The 17,102-nt window shown below is 70.8% G+C and carries 10 protein-coding genes; all 10 read left to right on the forward strand.

The window, feature by feature from the left end:
* The first annotated feature begins 295 nt into the window (after nt 1–295).
* Entirely contained in the window at nt 296–1,225 is a 930-nt protein-coding gene (locus ACWGI8_RS05670; RefSeq protein WP_453658826.1) for a 3-oxoacyl-[acyl-carrier-protein] synthase III C-terminal domain-containing protein, read from the forward strand.
* A gap of 12 nt (nt 1,226–1,237) precedes the next feature.
* Nucleotides 1,238–2,617, forward strand: coding sequence for a preATP grasp domain-containing protein (locus tag ACWGI8_RS05675; RefSeq protein WP_453658827.1), 1,380 nt, complete (start codon nt 1,238–1,240; stop codon nt 2,615–2,617).
* On the forward strand, nt 2,614–3,909 hold the full coding sequence (locus tag ACWGI8_RS05680) for a type III PLP-dependent enzyme (RefSeq protein WP_453658828.1): 1,296 nt from the start codon (nt 2,614–2,616) through the stop codon (nt 3,907–3,909). The genes ACWGI8_RS05675 and ACWGI8_RS05680 overlap by 4 nt, the downstream gene beginning before the upstream one ends.
* A 30-nt stretch (nt 3,910–3,939) precedes the next feature.
* Complete coding sequence (locus ACWGI8_RS05685) at nt 3,940–4,209, forward strand: acyl carrier protein (protein WP_453658829.1); 270 nt, start codon at nt 3,940–3,942, stop codon at nt 4,207–4,209.
* A gap of 2 nt (nt 4,210–4,211) precedes the next feature.
* The gene (locus ACWGI8_RS05690; RefSeq protein ID WP_453658830.1) at nt 4,212–5,084 is read left to right on the forward strand and encodes a hypothetical protein; all 873 of its coding nucleotides are present in this window, start codon (nt 4,212–4,214) and stop codon (nt 5,082–5,084) included.
* Entirely contained in the window at nt 5,081–5,770 is a 690-nt protein-coding gene (locus tag ACWGI8_RS05695; protein WP_453658831.1) for a hypothetical protein, read from the forward strand. Before ACWGI8_RS05690 ends, ACWGI8_RS05695 begins: the two co-directional genes overlap by 4 nt.
* Nucleotides 5,767–6,945 (forward strand): acyl-CoA dehydrogenase family protein, encoded by a 1,179-nt coding sequence (locus ACWGI8_RS05700; RefSeq protein ID WP_453658832.1) that lies wholly within the window; start codon nt 5,767–5,769, stop codon nt 6,943–6,945. The genes ACWGI8_RS05695 and ACWGI8_RS05700 overlap by 4 nt, the downstream gene beginning before the upstream one ends.
* A gap of 109 nt (nt 6,946–7,054) precedes the next feature.
* On the forward strand, nt 7,055–8,104 hold the full coding sequence (gene sbnB / locus ACWGI8_RS05705; protein ID WP_453658833.1) for a 2,3-diaminopropionate biosynthesis protein SbnB: 1,050 nt from the start codon (nt 7,055–7,057) through the stop codon (nt 8,102–8,104).
* An 18-nt stretch (nt 8,105–8,122) separates the two neighbouring features.
* Nucleotides 8,123–9,145 carry a 2,3-diaminopropionate biosynthesis protein SbnA gene (gene sbnA / locus ACWGI8_RS05710; RefSeq protein ID WP_453658834.1) on the forward strand — a complete coding sequence of 341 codons (1,023 nt, stop codon included), beginning with the start codon at nt 8,123–8,125 and terminating at the stop codon, nt 9,143–9,145.
* Nucleotides 9,145–17,102 (forward strand): amino acid adenylation domain-containing protein (locus ACWGI8_RS05715; RefSeq protein ID WP_453658835.1); only part of this gene is annotated, 7,958 nt, incomplete at its 3' end. The genes sbnA and ACWGI8_RS05715, both read left to right, overlap by 1 nt.

Here is a 17,102-nt window from a genome sequence, read left to right on the forward strand (position 1 = left end):
CTCGCTGATCGCATGCGGAAGTCCGCCGCTGAAGGACTCCTCGGCGCGGCCGAGCCTACAAGCGGAACCGGAGCGCGGGTGGCGTCGGGAAACCGGCCCGCACCGGCCCCGAACCGGCGGAACCGTCCGGCCGAAGAAGCCGAATTCACGGTGTGACAAGGGGTTATGCGCCGCCCGGAACAACGGCCGGAACGGACGGCCGGGCCGGCGGCGATCAGCCATGTGTCAGCCCACTGTCAGCGGGCTTGGCGAATCTTGAATGGCTCCGACCCTGCACGCAAGGAGGCCCCTGCGCATGACCTCGCTAGAAGCGGTGTCGAGTTACCTGCCACCGACCATACCCGTCGCGCAGCTGCGGGAACCGCTGGGACTGAACGACCAGCAAGTGCGCAGATTCACCAGGCTCTACGGCCTGGACCAGATCTGTCAGGCACCCGAGCAGTCCGAGACGGAAATGCTGCTCGCCGCGGCGGGGAAACTGGACGCCCTCACCGGCCAGGAAGACCGAGTGCGGTACGTGGTGCGCGCCAAAGGGCTGCGCACCACCGCGCCGTATCCCCACAGCCCGCTCCAGCAGGTGCGCGAGGCGCTCGGCCTGCACCGGGCGAAGGTCCTCTCCGTGGCCGATCACGGCTGTGCGACCGGGCTCCTCGCGGTGGACGTGGCCGGAACCCTGCTCGCCGCGGAGGACGACCCGGACGCGCTCGCCCTGGTGCTCGCCGGGGACAAGACCTTCACACCGTTCTCGCAGTGGGTCGCCAACGTCTCGATCATGGGCGAGGGCATGACCGCCGTGCTGGTCGGATCGGGCGGTGCCCGGGACCGGGTACTGGGCTACGACGCCCGCATCCACGGCCGCGACGACGGTGTCATCGACCTGGACGCCGAGGGTGCGCGAGAGGCGATGAGGATCTACCAGGACGCCCTCGCCGATGTCGTCACCGGCGCTCTCGACGCGGCCGGACTGAGCGTCGACGACCTGGACCTCGTCCTTCCGCACAACGTCAACCGGGTCTCCTGGACGGTCGCGGCCGATCGCCTCGGCATCCGCAAGGACCGCATCTTCATGGAGAACATCGCGAAGACCGGCCACTGCTTCTGCGCCGACCCGTTCATCAACTACCAGTCCGCGTGCGAGCTCGGCATGCTCCGGCCCGGGGACAGATACCTGATGACCTCCGCGGGGCTCGGCCAGTCGTTCGCGGCGATGGTTCTCGAGCACTGAGAGGGAACGCCAATGGGTGGGAACTACCCGGACTTCAACACGCGCCTGACGACGGCACTGACCGGCTCCCCTGACACGGCACTGGTGTTCCTCGGCAACTTCGAGGTGGAGGAGCAGTGGGCGCGCGGCGAACACACGCTGCCGCGCTTCTCCGCCGCTTCGGCCGGCGCCGTGGTCAATCACATGGACGAGTTCGCCCTGTTGCTCGCCGGCGGCTCCGACCACGTGGTGCTCAAGACCAGGCCCGACGAGGAGTACCTCGGCTATCTCCGCGGACTGGGCCTGACACTGCCCCGTATGCATGTGGTCGACCACCAGAACCCGCAGTCGACCGTGACCGAGGACGCGCTGGACGACCTCGGACTGCTGCACGCCCTGGCCGCACTCGCCGCGGACGGCTGTCAGCTCGCCGTGCACGGCGTCTCCGAGCTGGAGGAGCGCCTCGCCGAGGCGACCGGGCTGCCGATCGCCGCCCCCGGCGCGGCCCTGTGCAAGGCGGTCAACAGCAAGGTCTACAGCCGGCGGATCGCCGACGAGCTCGGGCTGCGCCAGCCGAGGGGATGGGCCTGCGAGACGCTCGCCGAACTCGCCGAGGCGTTCGACGCGGCCGGTCCCGTCATCGACGCGGGCGGACAGGTCGCGCTGAAGGAGGCGTTCGGCGTCTCCGGCAAGGGCATCGCGATGCTGGAGAGCCGGCGGCGGTGCGACCGGCTCCACGGCATGATCGCCCGGCAGGCCGAGCGGTCCGGGAACGACCGGATCGGGTTCGTCGTCGAGGAGTGGGTGGAGAAGCGGGGCGACCTGAACTACCAGTTCACCGTCGGCCGCGACGGGTCGGTGCACTTCGACTTCGTGAAGGAACAACTCACCGAGGGCGGAGTCCACAAGGGCCACAAGATGCCGCCCGGTCTTTCCCCGGCGCTGCTCGGTCAACTGGCCGAAACCGCGGAACTCCTGGGTAAACGGCTGGCCGCCGACGGGTTTTTCGGCGTGGTGGGTGTGGACGCCATGGTGGACCCGGACGGCGGACTGTATCCGGTGGTGGAAATCAATGCCCGCAACAACATGTCCACGTACCAGGTACGGCTGCAGGAACAGTTCGTCGGCGACGACCAGGTCGCCCTGGCGCGCCACTACCCGCTGAAACTGACCGAGCCGCTGCCTTTCGGTGAAATAGCCCGGCGGCTCGACGGGCTCCTGCTCGACCGGGTGGGTGGAACGGGCCTCCTGGTGAACAACTCCGCCACGGTCAACGCGGGATTCCCCACCGACCGCCCGTCGGTCGACGGACGGCTCTACGGAATTGTCGTCGCCGATTCGGCCGGGCACATGAATGCCCTCGACGCGGAGATCACCGAACGGCTCGCGACGAGAAAGGACAACCGGCCGTGACCAAGAATTCCGAGATACAGGGGATAGCCGTCCCCGAGCTCGCCGAGACCTACGGAACGCCGCTCTACCTCTACGACGGTGATGTGCTGGAAGCGCGGATGCGTGAACTGCACGAGCACTTCGACTCCCGGCTCCAGATCTTCTTCTCGCTCAAGGCCAATCCCAATGTGTCCATCTGTGCACTGCTGCACGCGCACGGGGCGCGGGCCGAGGTCTCCTCGATGACGGAGCTGCTCACCGCACGGCAGGCAGGGGTCGCCGGCGAGGACATCATCTTCCTCGGTCCGGGCAAGAGCCGCCAGGAGCTGGCCGCCTGCCTCGACGAGGGCGTGGCCGCCCTCGTCTGCGAGTCGTTCCAGGAACTGGCGCTGATCGACGAGCTGTCCCGGGAGCGCGGGGTCCGGGCTCCCGTCGCCCTGCGGGTCAATCCCAGCTTCTCCGTCAAGGGCTCCGGCCTGACGATGGGCGGCAAGCCGCGCCAGTTCGGCATCGACGAGGCACAACTGCTCGCCGACACCGGCATCGTACGGAGATTCCCCCATGTGCGGCTGATGGGTGTCCAGGTCTACATGGGCACCCGGATCCTCACCGAGGACTCGGTCGTCGAGAACACCCGGCGGATCTTCGAACTGGCGGACCGGCTGTCCGTCGAACTCGGCTTCGAGCTGGAGATGGTGGACATCGGCGGCGGGCTCGGCGTCGCCTACTTCGAAGGCGAACGGGATCTGGACCTGCCCGCGCTCGCAGCCGGGCTGAACCCCGTCGTCGCGGCCTTCGCCGACCAGCACCCCCGCACCAGGCTGGTGATGGAGCTCGGCCGCTACCTCACCGCGACGGCCGGCACCTATGTCGTACGGGTCAGGTACGTGAAGACCTCGCTCGGCGAGCGGTTCGCCGTGGCCGACGGCGGTACCAACCACCACATGGCAGCGGTCGGCATCGGCTCCTTCGCCAAGCGCAACTTCCCGATGCGCCTGCTCAACCGGGTCGACGAGGCCGCGGCCGAGGACTGGAACGTCACAGGACCGCTCTGCACACCGAACGACACGCTCGCCAAGAAGATCAAGCTGCCGCCCGTGCGGCAGGGAGATCTGCTCGGCGTACTGCGCTCCGGAGCCTATGGGCCCACCGCTTCTCCCGTGCACTTCCTCAGCCACGGCTACCCGGCCGAGGTGCTGGTGCTCCGCGGGCAGCCGCACCTGATCCGTGAGGCGGACCGGCCCGAGGACCTGCTGAGCAGGCAGCGGCTGGTGGCCCTCGACGCACTGTCGCTGCCGACCCCACTGCACTGACCCGAACCACCACTGGAAGGACTGCACACCATGGCCGAACTGACCGGCATAGACCGTGAGCGGATCGTCAGCGAGATCTCGACCGCGCTCGGCGACGTGCTCGACTACGAACTGCCCACGCTCACCGAGGAGTCCCGGCTCTTCGACGAGCTCGGCCTCGACTCGACGGGCGTCTTCGAACTGCTGATGCGACTCGAGGAGTCGCTGACCATCCAGTTCGACACGGACTCCCTCGAAATGGGCCACTTCGCGAGCGTCGGCTCGCTGGCCGATTTCGTGGCCGGGGAAATAGGCGGCTGAGGATGCACGCACAGGCCGCACCGGCGCCCACCGCCCGGCACGACCGGGCCGCGCCGACGCTCGGGCTCACCACTATCGTGCACCGGACGTTCCCCGCCGGCACGTCCCGGATCGACGACCCGTTCTCCCACCGGCACTTCGCCGATCTGACCCGGCTCTACGGCGTCACCCACCGCCCGGACATCGCCGAACGCGGAACCGGGAACACCTTCACCGCGATGGCCCAGGTGCTGCTCGGCGAACTGGCACCGAAGGGCACGCCGATCGATCTCGCCGTCGTCGCGCACGCCACCCCCGACCTGGACTGCAGGCACGCCGCGGTCACGTTCCTGTCCGAGGCGATCCCCGGCAGGCCGCAGGTCTTCACCGTGTCGGACTGCGGCTCGGCGGCCCCCTTCGCCGCCCTCCACCTGGCCACCGAGTACGCCCTGCGCCACGGCCACCACCAGGTGGCGCTGTTCGTGCTCGACCAGGCGACGCTGCCGTACGACACCGGACAGCACCTCGCCGGGGACGCCGGGGTCGCGCTCCTGCTGACCGACTCCCCGTCCGCCGGCCGGCTCGCGCTGCGGCAGACAGCGGGCATCGCGCCACGGGACGTCGCGGACGCCGTACGCGCGGTCCTGGACGAGCTGGGCGGCGACGCGTCACTGCCGGTGATCGCCGGCGCCGGTGTCGACCCGGCCCGCGACCTTCCGGGGCACGGCGGCCGGATCGTACGCGCCGAGGCGGGATACCCGGCCTCCGGCACGCTCGGCGCCCTCGCCACGGACCCGCTGTGGCGGGAGGGACGCGACGACCGGATCGCGGTCGTCGACTACGAGCCGACGACAGGTGACCTGAGCCTCTGCCTCACCGAGCGGGGCTCACGGTGACCATCGCGGCCCCGCAGGGAACGCAGCTGCCGGAGCGATGCCACCGTGCCGCCCGGCAGGACGGCCTCGCCCCCGCCCTGACCGTGCTCGGATCCTCGTTACTGCCCGGCCTGTTGCCGTACGGGCCCAGTGGTCACGCCGTCGTCCCCGCCGGGATCTACGACAACGCCGTCGGCCTCTGGGCCGACGGCGTGACATGTGAACGCCGGGCCGAGGGCGAGACGAAGCTGGCCACCGTCGACCTGCCGGGCGGCAGCGTGGTCATGGCCGCCGCGACGGGCTACCAGGCGGCGGCGGTGGCCGACGAAGACCAACGCGCCTCGTTCGCCCTCGGTCTGGTGTGGGTGCGGCTCGGTCTCTCGGAAGCCCTGCGCGCGGACTGCCTCCGCTATCTCGGCCGCCGCCGCACCGGCGACTCGTACCTGCTGCAACAGCAGATGGTGAAGGGCACGGTCGCCGAAACCGTGGTCGAGCACCTGGAGATCCGGGCGGTGCTGGCCGAAGCCGGGCCCGGCGACCTGCCCTTCGCGATGCTGCGTCATCTGCACGCCCAGATCACCAGGGCCGACCGCGAGCAGGTCCGGCTGCTGGGAGCCAGCGGATTCCTCACCGAGGGACCCGGCATGACCGCCTACGTCTCGGAGCTGCTGGCCGAGGTCCACGCCGCCGCGGAGGAACGTTCATGACCGAGCTGGACGCCCGGCTGGCCGCGCTGCGCGGCCAGGTCCGCGAGTGGGGCGCGGACCTGCGCCCCCTGGCCCTGGAGATCGATCGCGATCCGGAAGCCGTCCGGCGCCACTTCGACCTGCCCGCCGTGCGGTATCTGTCGACGATGGGCATCCCGGCCGAATACGGCCACCAGCCCGAGAAGATCGACGGCCACCGTTTCTACGGGGTGTCGGCCCTGGAACGCGCGATCATCATGGAGGAACTCGCGTGTGCCGACGTCGGCACGCTGGTCGCCGCCCCCGGGCCGCTGCTCGCCGGTGTCGCCGTCGGCCTGTTCGCCGACGAGCACCAGAAGGAATGGTTCTACGGCCGCATGCTGCGTGAGCCGCTCTGGACCTGCTTCGCCCTGACCGAGCCGGACCGCGGCTCGGACGCGGGAGCCCTGGAGACCTCGCTGACCGAGACGCCGCACGGCGCCCTGCTGAACGGCGAGAAGCGCTACGTGGGCAACGCCTCGCGCGCCCAGCTCGGTGTGGTCTTCGCCCGGAGCCGGCCGGGACCACTGGGCATCACGGCGGTGCTGGTCGACACGGACACGCCCGGATTCCACGCCGAACCCCTGGACACCATCGGCCTGCGCGGCGCACAGATCAGCTCCATCGTCATGGACTCGGTGGAGATCCCGCAGGAGCGCTTCCTCGGCCGGCACCTCCCCGCGACCAGGCGCGGCGTCTGGGCCTTCGTGCAGACGTTCAACATGCTGCGTCCGGGGGTGGCGGCGATCGCCGTCGGTATCGCCCGCGCGGCGTGGGAGTACACCGTCGACAACCGCGGGACGCTGCGGACCGCGGAGCGGGACCGGCTGGACGAGCTCGGCCGGCGCATCGACGCGGCACGTCACCTGGTGCATCGCGCAGCGGCCGCGGTCGACGCGCGCGGCAGCGACGGCCATCTGGCGTCGGCCGCGAAGCTGCGTGCCGCCCGGCTCGCCGAGGACGTGACGATGGCGGCCTGCGGGTTCTTCGGCCCCGGGGCGCGTCTGGCACATCCGCTGCTGGACAAGCTGGCGCGCGACGCCCGGGCCATGGAGTTCCTCGAAGGCACCGGGAACATGCAGAAACTGAATCTCTTCCAGGGGCTGCTCGGCGGAAAGGTCGACCGCGCGGAGCGGTCGGGGGCGACGGCCGTCTGACTCCGTCCCGTCAGCTGCGAATCAGCCCGGTGTCAGGCCGTTCGGAAAGTATGAACACATCGTCCTCGGCTGGACCGAGCAATCCACTGGAAAGAGGGGCAGGGAGGTCATGGTGAATCCGTCTCCGGAATTCTCGGTGATTTCGGGAGCGCAGGTCCATGGTGCGCTGGCCGGCCGGGAGCAGCAGATCGTCTCATTGGTGGAGACCGCCTACCGAGTCCATGGATCGGGCGACACCGTCAATCCTGCCTCGTACTTCCTCCGTTTTCCGGACCGGCCGGACTCGCGCATCATCGCGCTGCCCGCTTCGTGCGGCGGAGAGATCGGTGTGGACGGGATCAAATGGATTTCCAGTTTCCCGGCCAACATCCGGTCGGGGCTGCCCCGGGCCTCGGCCGCTCTCCTGCTCAACGACCCGGCCACCGGTTATCCGTTCGCCTGCATGGAAGCCTCCATCGTCAGCGCCGTCAGGACGGCCGCCTCGGCCGCGCTCGCCGCGGACCGGCTCACCCGGGACCGTGAGCGTCCGGCCAGGCTCGGAATCGTGGGCACCGGTCTGATCGCCCGTTACCTGCACACGTACCTGGCCGCCACCGGCTGGGAGTTCGACCAGATCGGCGTGCACGACCTGGATGCCCGGCACGCCAAGGAATTCCGCACCTATCTCGAGCAGTCCGGCGAAACCGGCCCGATCGTCGTGCACGAGCGCGTCGAGGACCTGCTGAGCTCGTCGGACCTCGTACTGTTCGCCACCGTCGCCGCGACGCCGCACATCACCGATCCCGCGGTGTTTGCGCACCGGCCTCTCGTCCTGCACGTCTCGCTGCGTGACCTCGGCCCGGAGATCGTCCTGGGCGCGACGAACATCGTGGACGACATCGACCACGTCCTCAAGGCCAACACCTCGGTCCACCTGGCCGAACAGCAGGCCGGTCACCGGGACTTCATTGCAGGCACCCTCTACGACGTCATGACCGGAGCGGTCCGGCCGGACCACTCGCGACCGCTGGTGTTCTCGCCGTTCGGGCTCGGCGTGCTCGACCTCGCCGTCGGCAAGTACGTCTACGACCGCGTCCGGGACGCCGGCGAACTCACCGTCATCGAGGACTTCTTCTACGAGTTGGACCGCTACGGGAAGCGGCACGCCACAGCCGGCTGATCCGGTGGGAGTTGACGCATGCCAGTTATCACGACACCACAGGAATTCGACGTCGACGATCTGTACGTCGATCTCCGGCGGCTCTTCGGCCGCCCGCTGTATCTGAAATGCGAGGGCTTCAACTTCGCCGGTTCCATCAAGCTGAGGGCCGCGAGCGAGATGGTCGCATCCGCGGAGCGCGCCGGAGATCTACGGCCCGGAATGACCATCATCGAGAGTTCATCGGGAAATCTCGGTGTCGCGCTCAGCCTGGTCGCGATCAGCAAGGGATACCGGTTCCTCTGCGTCACCGACTCCCGGTGCACCATGGCCTCGCGGCAACTGATGCAGCGCCTCGGCGCCGAAGTACATGTGGTGACCGAGTCCCGTCACGAGCGCGGCCTGCTCGGTGCGAGGCTGGACCGGGTCGGCCAGTTGTGCGCCGACAACGAGGACTTCTACTGGCTGAACCAGTACGCCAACAGCGGTAACTGGACCGCGCACTACCAGACCACGGGCCCGCAGATCGCGAAGGAATTCCCGGACCTGGACGTGCTGTTCGTCGGCGCGGGAACCACGGGCACCCTGATGGGCTGTGCCCGGTACTTCCGGGAGACGAGCCCCTCGGTGACGATCGTCGGCGTCGACGCCGTCGGATCCGTCAACTTCGGCGGCGAGCCGGCACCACGGATGATCCCGGGCGTCGGCACCAGTGTGCGGCCGCCCATTTTCGACCCGTCCTGCCTGGACGACACGGTGCTCGTGCCGGAAACCGACACCGTGCGCGCCTGCCGCGCGCTGCTGCGCGAGGGATTCCTGCTCGGCGGCTCGACGGGCACCGTACTCAGCGGTGCCGCCCGGTGGCTCAGGGAGAACCGCCCCGACGACCGTGAGCTGACCGCGGTCGCGATCGCGCCCGATCTCGGCGAGCGGTACCTGGACACCGTCTACCACGACGAATGGGTGCGGGACATCTACGGTCCGGACGTCCTCGACGACAGCACCCCATCGGCCACTGCCGATCCGGTTTCGGCCGGACCGATCTCCACTTGGAGCCTGTGATGACCTCCGTTCTCGGTGCCACGCTGCCACTCTCCGCCGGGCAGGTGGAGATCTGGCTCGACGCCAAGGACTCCGCGGGGAGCAACGCGTACAACTCGGCCGCCTACCTGGACATCCGCGGCCCGCTGGACCTCGGGCGCCTGCGCGGCGCGCTCCATGGACTGGCCGACGAGGCCGAATGCCTCCGGAGCCGGTTCATCGACCTCGACGGAGAGCCCCGCCAGCGGCTGGATCCGCTGCCCCGGCTCCCGCTCACCGAGCACGACTTCAGCGGCGGCGACGACCCCGAGGGCGAGGCGCTCGCCTGGATCCACACGGACCTGGCGAGGCCCTGCGAACTCGCCGACTTCCCCCTGTTCCGGCTGGCGCTCCTCAGGGTGGACGCGGACCGCGTCCTCCTCTACATGTGCGTCCACCACCTGCTGTGCGACGGGTTCAGCCAGGTGATCTTCTGGCGCCGGCTCACCGAGCTCTACCAGGCCGGAGCCGAGGGCGACCCGGACGGCGCGCTGCCGCCCCTGCGTGAACTCCTCGCCGTGGAGCAGGACTACACCGATTCGGCACGAGCGCGGCGGGACGCGGAGTTCTGGCAGCGCCGCTTCACCGAGCCGCCGGAGCTGATCAGCCTCTCCCACCGAGCGGCCTCACCGACCATGCCCCAGGGCTTCCTGCGCCGGACGGTCACGCTGTCCGGCCGGACGTCGTCGCTGCTGCGCTCGTCCGCGAGCCGGTCGGACGTCACCTGGCCGACGGTCGTCATGTCCGCCGTCGCCGTGTACACGCAGCGGATGACCGGGACCGAGGACATCCTGCTCACCCTGCCGGCCACCGCCCGGATGGGCGCGTTCGCCCGGTCGGTCCCCGGCATGATGGCCAACTACCTGCCCCTGCGGATCCCCGTACGCCCCACCCTGACGAAGTCGGGCCTGCTCAAGCAGGTTTCGCGCGAGCTCACCCAGGTGCTCCTGCACCAGCGTCACCGGGTGAGCGCGATCCGCCGCGACATGGGCCTGCGCGGCGACGACCGCAGACCGTTCGGTCCGTTCATCAACCTGCTGCCGCAGCAGACGGAGCTGAGGATCGGGCCGTGCACGGCCCGGGTGAACAACCTGTCGACGGGGCTGATCGACGACCTGATGGTCACCGTCGTCGAAACGGGCGACGGCGGTATCGAGCTCCATCTGAACGGCAACCCGGACCGCTACACGGAGCCGGAGATCGCCGGCCACCTGGCCCGGCTCGCCGAGTTCGTCGAGCGGTTCGCCGCGGCCGACGCCGAGCAGCGGGTGGGCGGCATGCACATCGCGACCGACGACCGCGCCGCATGGCTGCGCACGGCCAGTGGGCCCGAGCGCACGGCGGAGTTCGACTGCGTCGTGGACCGGATCCGCGCGCTCGCCGCGAAGCACCCCGATGCCGTGGCCGTCGCCGAGGACGGCGCGTCGACCACCTATGCGGAACTGGCCGGCCGGGCCAGCGCCATCTCCCGTGGCCTTGCCGGTGCCGCTCTGGTCGGCGTGCTCGCCGGGCCGGGCGCCGGGTTCATCGCCTCGGCACTCGGCGTCATCGGAGCCGGCGGGGCCTACGTACCCCTCGACGTCAACGCCCCCGTGGCCAGGACCGTCGCGCTGCTCGTCGACAACGGCATCGACTGCCTGATCACCGACACCGAGCACCGGGACCTGGCCGACGAGGTGGCCGCCGCCACCGGGCGGGAGATCCGGGTGGTGGTTCCCGACGGCACCGAGGACGCGGCGGACGCCCTCGCGCCGCTCGCGGGGTCCGGCCAGGACCTGGCGTACGTGATCTTCACCTCCGGCTCCACCGGGAAGCCGAAGGGGGCGATGGTGCACCGGGCAGGGATGATCAACCACCTGCTGGCCAAGGTCGACGACCTGGCACTGACCGACCGTGACGTGCTCGTCCAGAACGCCCCGCTCACCTTCGACATCTCCGTCTGGCAGATGTTCGCGCCGCTCGTCGTCGGCGGCCGGGTCCGGGTGGTCGGCCGGGACACCGCCGCGGACCCGGACCAGTTGTTCTCGCTGACCGCCGCCGAAGGCGTCACCGTGCTGGAGCTCGTACCGTCCCTGCTGCGCGCGGCGCTCGACGCCTGGGACGTCGTCGGCGCGCGGGTGGACCTGCCGGCGCTGCGGTTCCTCATGGTGACGGGAGAGGCGCTGCCCGCAGATCTGTGCCGGCGCTGGCTCGCCCGGCATCCGGAGATCCCCCTGGTCAATGCCTACGGCCCGACGGAGTGCTCCGACGACGTCACCCACGCGCGGATCGAGCCGGGCACGGTGGCACCCGGCGAACTGGTCCCGATCGGCGCACCGGTGCGCAACACCCGGCTGTACGTGCTCGGTGACGACCTGCGCCCGGTGCCGCCGGGCGCGGCCGGAGAGCTGTACGTCGGCGGCGCCGGGGTCGGACGGGGATACCTGGGAGACCCGGGGCGGTCGGCCGCCGCATTCGTCGCCGACCCCTTCGGGCCCGCGGGCTCCCGGATGTACCGCACCGGCGACCGCGTGGTGTGGGGCGAGAACGAGCAGTTGGTCTTCCTGGACCGCAGGGACTACCAGGTCAAGATTCGCGGTCACCGCATCGAGCTGAGCGAGATCGAGGTGGCACTGCGCGAGGCCGCGAACGTCGCCGACGCCGTCGTGAAGGTGGTCGGCGACGCGTCCGGGCACAAGCAGCTCGTCGGCTACTGCGTCCCCCGCGAAGGGACCTCGCTGCGGACCGACGACGTCCGCGAGCACCTGGCCGGACTGCTGCCCGAGTACATGGTGCCGCCCACCCTGCTCGTCCTCGACGCGCTGCCGCTGACCGCGCACGGGAAGGTCGACCGCAAGGCGCTGCCCGAACCGGTGACCGGTCGGGCCGGCGCCCCCGTGCGGCCGGACGCACCGCGCACCCGGAGCGAAGAGATCATCTGCGCCGTGTTCGCCGAGATCCTCGGCGTGCCCGGCGTCGGCGTCGACGACAACTTCTTCGCCCTGGGCGGAGACAGCATCAGCTCCATCCAGGCGGTCAGCCATGCCCGCAGGGCCGGACTGGTGATCACGCCGACGCAGATCCGCAAACACCGCACACCCGCGGCCATCGCCGCGGTGGCCGCGCCGCAGGAGCGGGCGGCACGACCGGTGGCCGAGCCGGACGACGTCGGCGAGGTCGAGCTGGCTCCCATCGCCCACCAGCTGCGGGAGGACCTGGCCGTGCTCGACGCACGGTCCCGGGAGTACAGCCAGTACGTGGTGCTGATGACCCCGGCCGGACTTGACCTCGACCGGCTCACCGGGGCGGCCGCCGTGCTGCTCGACCATCACGCGTCCCTGCGATCGCGGCTCGCGGTGCCGGCGGAGGGCCTGTGGTCGCTGGAGGCGCTGCCGAAGGGATCCGTGCCGGCCGCCGACGTGGTGCGACGCGTCGATGTCTCGGCCGTCGCCGACGACCCGGCCGCACTGGCCGCCGCCGTCCGGGAACAGACCGACGCGGCCAGGCGCCGGCTGGCGCCGGAGGCCGGACTGGTGACACAGCTGGTTCTGCTCGACGCGGGACCGGAGCGGCGCGGCCGGCTGGTGTGGCTGACACACCACCTGTGCGTCGACGGTGTGTCCTGGCGGATCCTGGTGTCCGATCTCGCCGCCGCCTGCCGGGGCGGCTCGCCGGAGCCGGTCGGCACCTCCTACCGCCGGTGGACACGGCTGCTGGGCGAGCAGTCCCGTACCGCCGAGCGGGTCCGCGAATACCCCCTGTGGACCGGGCAGTCGGCAACAGGCGCCCCGCCGCTCGGCGACCGTCCGCTGGACCCGGCGCGCGACGTGTACGGCTCCGCGCACCGGCTCCGGCTGGAGCTGCCCGCCGACGCCACATCGGCCCTGCTGTCCTGTGCCCACCAGGCGTTCGACGGCGAGATCAACGATCTGCTGCTGACCGGCCTCGCCCTCGCGGTCGCCGACTGGCGCCGCCGCCGCGGCCAGGACGGCGACGGAGTGCTGATCGAACTGGAGGGACACGGACGCGAGCAGTTCACCGACGACGTCGACCTCTCCCGCACCGTCGGCTGGTTCACCAGCGTCTTCCCGGTACGGCTGGGGCTCGGCGAGGTGGACTGGACCGATCTGTGGGCGGCGGGCGAGTCGGCCGGAACCGCGCTGAAGCAGGTCCAGCAGCAGCTCCGGCTGCTTCCCGACCACGGGCTCGGCTTCGGACTGCTGCGCCACCTGAACCCCCAGACCGTCACCGGTCTCGCCCGGCAGGGCGTCCCGGAGATCGGGTTCAACTACCTGGGCCGGTTCCAGGCCGACGCCGCCGCGAGCGACTGGTCCCTCGACACGGACCACGCCGTCGTCGGCACCGGAGTGGACCCGCAGATGCCGTTGCGGCACGTGCTCGCGGCGACCCCGGTGACCGAGGACCGGCCGGACGGACCGCATCTGGTCGCGGACTGGATCTGGGCCGCGGATCTGCTGGCCGACGCGGACGCCCACGACATCGCCCGCTCCTGGTTCCGTGCGCTTCGGACCCTGGTGGCGCACGCCGAGAGCTCCGCCGTGCCCGGTGACACCGGGAGCGACACGCTCGCGCTGTCGCCGCTCCAGCAGGGCCTGCTCTACCAGGCGGAACTCGACGAACAGGGAACAGCCTCCTACCTGCTCCAGGTCGTCGTCGACATCGAAGGGCCCTTCGACGCCTCCGTGTTCCGATCGGCGGCCGCGGCGCTGCTGGCGCGCCACGCCGGCCTGCGCGTGAGCTTCCCCGACCGGCCGGACGGGGATCCCGTACAGGTCGTGTCGCCCGAGGTTCCGGTGCCCTGGTCGGAGACCGACCTCTCCGGTCTGCCGGAGCAGGAAGCCGAGATCGCGCGGCTCACCGACGCCGACTGGTCGCGCGGCTTCGACGTCACGACGCCGCCGCTGACACGGTTCACCGTGCTGCGGCTCGCGGACGACCGGGTCCGGCTGCTCTGGACCACGCATCATCTCCTGGTCGACGGCTGGTCCATGGGGGTGCTCGCACGCGAGCTGTTCACCCTCTACGGCAACGGGATCGACACCGCCGCACTGCCTGACGCACCCTCCTACCACGCCTACTTCTCCTGGCTCGCCGACCAGGACGCCGAGGCGGCACGAGCGGCCTGGCGGGCCGCGCTGGACGGCGTCACCGAGCCGACCCGCATCGGCGCGGCCCAGCAGCCGAAGGCCCCAGGACAGCCGGAGCTCTCCGGACCGTCGCAGGGCTCCTCCGGACAGCGGGAGACCCACGGCCGGCGGGACACCTCCGGACTGCCGGACTCCGTCGAGCTCGAACTGCCCGAAGACCTCACGGAGCAGCTCACCGCCTGGGCCCGCCGGCACCATCTCACCCTCAACACGGTCCTTCAGGGCTGCTGGGCCGTGGTGCTCGGCCGGCTGACCGGACGCTCCGACGTGCTGCTCGGAGCGGTGAGCTCCGGGCGGCCGCCCGAGCTCCCCGGCATGGAGTCCATGGTCGGCCTCTTCCTGAACATGCTGCCGGTCCGCGGCCGGCTCGATCCGGCCAAGCCGGTCGTGGAACTGTTCGGCGAAATCGCCGACCAGCAGACGGATCTGCTGGACCACCAGCACATCGGCCTGGCCGAGGTGCAGCAACTCGCCGGCGTCGGGCAGCTCTTCGACACGGCCATCAGCTTCCAGAACCAGCCGAAGGCCGACATCACCGACCTCGACGCACTCGTTCCGGATCTGCGGCTGAAGGGCGGCGAAACCCGGCTGGCGGCCGAGCGCGGTCTCGCCGTACTGGTGGTGTATCCGGGCCGGCGCCTGACCCTGGACGCCCAGTTCCGCCCCGACGTGTTCGAGCGCGCCACGATCGAGGACCTGCTGGACCAGCTGGTCCGGGTGGCGAGGACCGTGCTGGCGGAGCCGGACGTCCGGGTCGGCCGACTGGGGCTGCTCACCGCCGAGGAACACCGGCGCATCGTCGGTGACTGGGGCGGTCACGCCGCTTCCGCTCCCGAGACCGTGATCCCCGCGCTGTTCGCGGCCAGGGTCGCCCACGACCCTTCCGCGGTCGCCCTGGTGTCCGGCGACACCGAGCTGACCTACCGCGAGCTCGACAGCCGGTCGAACCGGCTCGCACGCCTGCTGGTCTCCTCCGGTATCGAGCCGGAGAAGATCGTCGCACTCGCCCTCACCGATCCGGTCGAGATGACGACCGCAGCCCTGGCGGTGCTCAAGTCCGGAGCCGCGTACCTGCCGGTCGACCCGCAGTACCCGGCCGACCGCATCGACTTCATGCTGTCCGACAGCCGGCCGGCGCTCCTGCTCACCACCGGGGCGACGAGCCCGCGGCTCCCGGAGCCCGGCTGCGACGTCCTGCTGCTGGACGAGCCGGAGACGGCCGAGGCGCTCGCCGGACTCCCGGACGGGGCTCTGTCGGATGCCGACCGGGCCGGCGCCCTGCTGCCCCGTCACCCGGCCTACGTCATCTACACCTCCGGCTCCACCGGTCGCCCCAAGGGCGTGGTGGTCGACCATTCCGGCTTCGCCGCGATGGTGGCGAGCCTGATCGAACGCTTCGGTGTGGACAGTGACACCCGGGTGCTGAAGTTCGCCTCGTTCAGCTTCGACGCGTCGGTCTGGGAGCTGAGCCTGTCGCTGCTCGGCGGCGGCGCGCTCGTCGTGGCCGACGAGGAGAGCCGTCTCTCCGGCCGGCGCCTGCTCGAACTGCTGCACCGGCACCGGGTGAACCTCGCCGGGCTGCCGCCGGTGGTCGTCGCGGCACTTCCGGAGGACGCCCGGCTGCCCGACGACATGACCCTGATCGTCGCCGGTGAGGCGTGCCCGCCGCACGTGGCGGCCGAGTGGTCCGGCCGGCTGCGGATGTTCAACGGGTACGGCCCCACCGAGGCCGTGATCGCGTCGACGGTGAGCGACCGGCTCAGCGGCTCGGGCCGGCCCCCGATCGGCCGGCCGACCCGAGCGCACCGGGTCTACGTACTCGATGCCGCGCTGCGCCCGGTCCCGGCCGGTGTCGTCGGTGAGCTCTACGTCGGCGGCAACCTGGCCCGCGGCTATCTGCACCGGGTCGGCCTCACCGCCGAACGGTTCGTCGCCGACCCCTTCGGCCCCGCCGGGGAGCGGATGTACCGCACCGGCGACCTGGTGAAATGGCAGCCGGACGGCCAGCTCGACTATGTCGGCCGGGCCGACGAGCAGGTGCAGCTGCGCGGCTTCCGGATCGAACCGGGTGAGGTCGAATCCGCGCTGACCGCACAGCCGGAGGTGAGCCAGGCCGTCGCCGTCGTACGCAACGACGGAGGCGAGGACCGCCTGGTGGGCTATGCGGTCCCCGCGACGGCCGGTGCCCCGATCCCGACGGATCTTCGCGCACGGCTCGCCGCAGCACTGCCGGAGTACATGGTTCCGTCGGCGATCGTCACGCTCGAGGAGATCCCGCTGACCCCGCAGGGAAAGGTGGACCGCAAGGCGCTGCCCGCCCCGGAGCGTGCCGCGGGCCACGGCGGCCGAAAGCCGCGCAATCCCGTCGAGCGGACCATGTGCGAGATCTTCGCGGACGTGCTGGGGCTGACCGAGGTCGGTATCGACGACGACTTCTTCGAACTCGGCGGCCACTCCCTCCTGGCGACACGCGTGGTCAGCAGGGCACGGTCACTGCTGACCGTCGAGCTGCCGATCCGCACGCTGTTCGAGGAGCGGACGGTCGCAAGCGTCACCCGGCACCTCACCGCCGGGGACGCCGTCCGGCCGGCACTGCGACCGGCGGACCGGGCCGCAGCGGATACGGGCAAGGGCCTGCCCCTGTCCTCCGCACAACTGCGGCTGTGGTTCCTGAACCGGCTGGAGAGCGAGTCCGCGGCCTACAACGTGTCCTTCGCGTCGAGGCTGTCCGGTGAGCTGGATGTGGCGGCGCTGGATGCTGCGCTGGCCGATGTGGTGGGCCGGCACGAGAG

It is taken from the genome of Streptomyces sp. NPDC054841 (genome assembly GCF_053611045.1).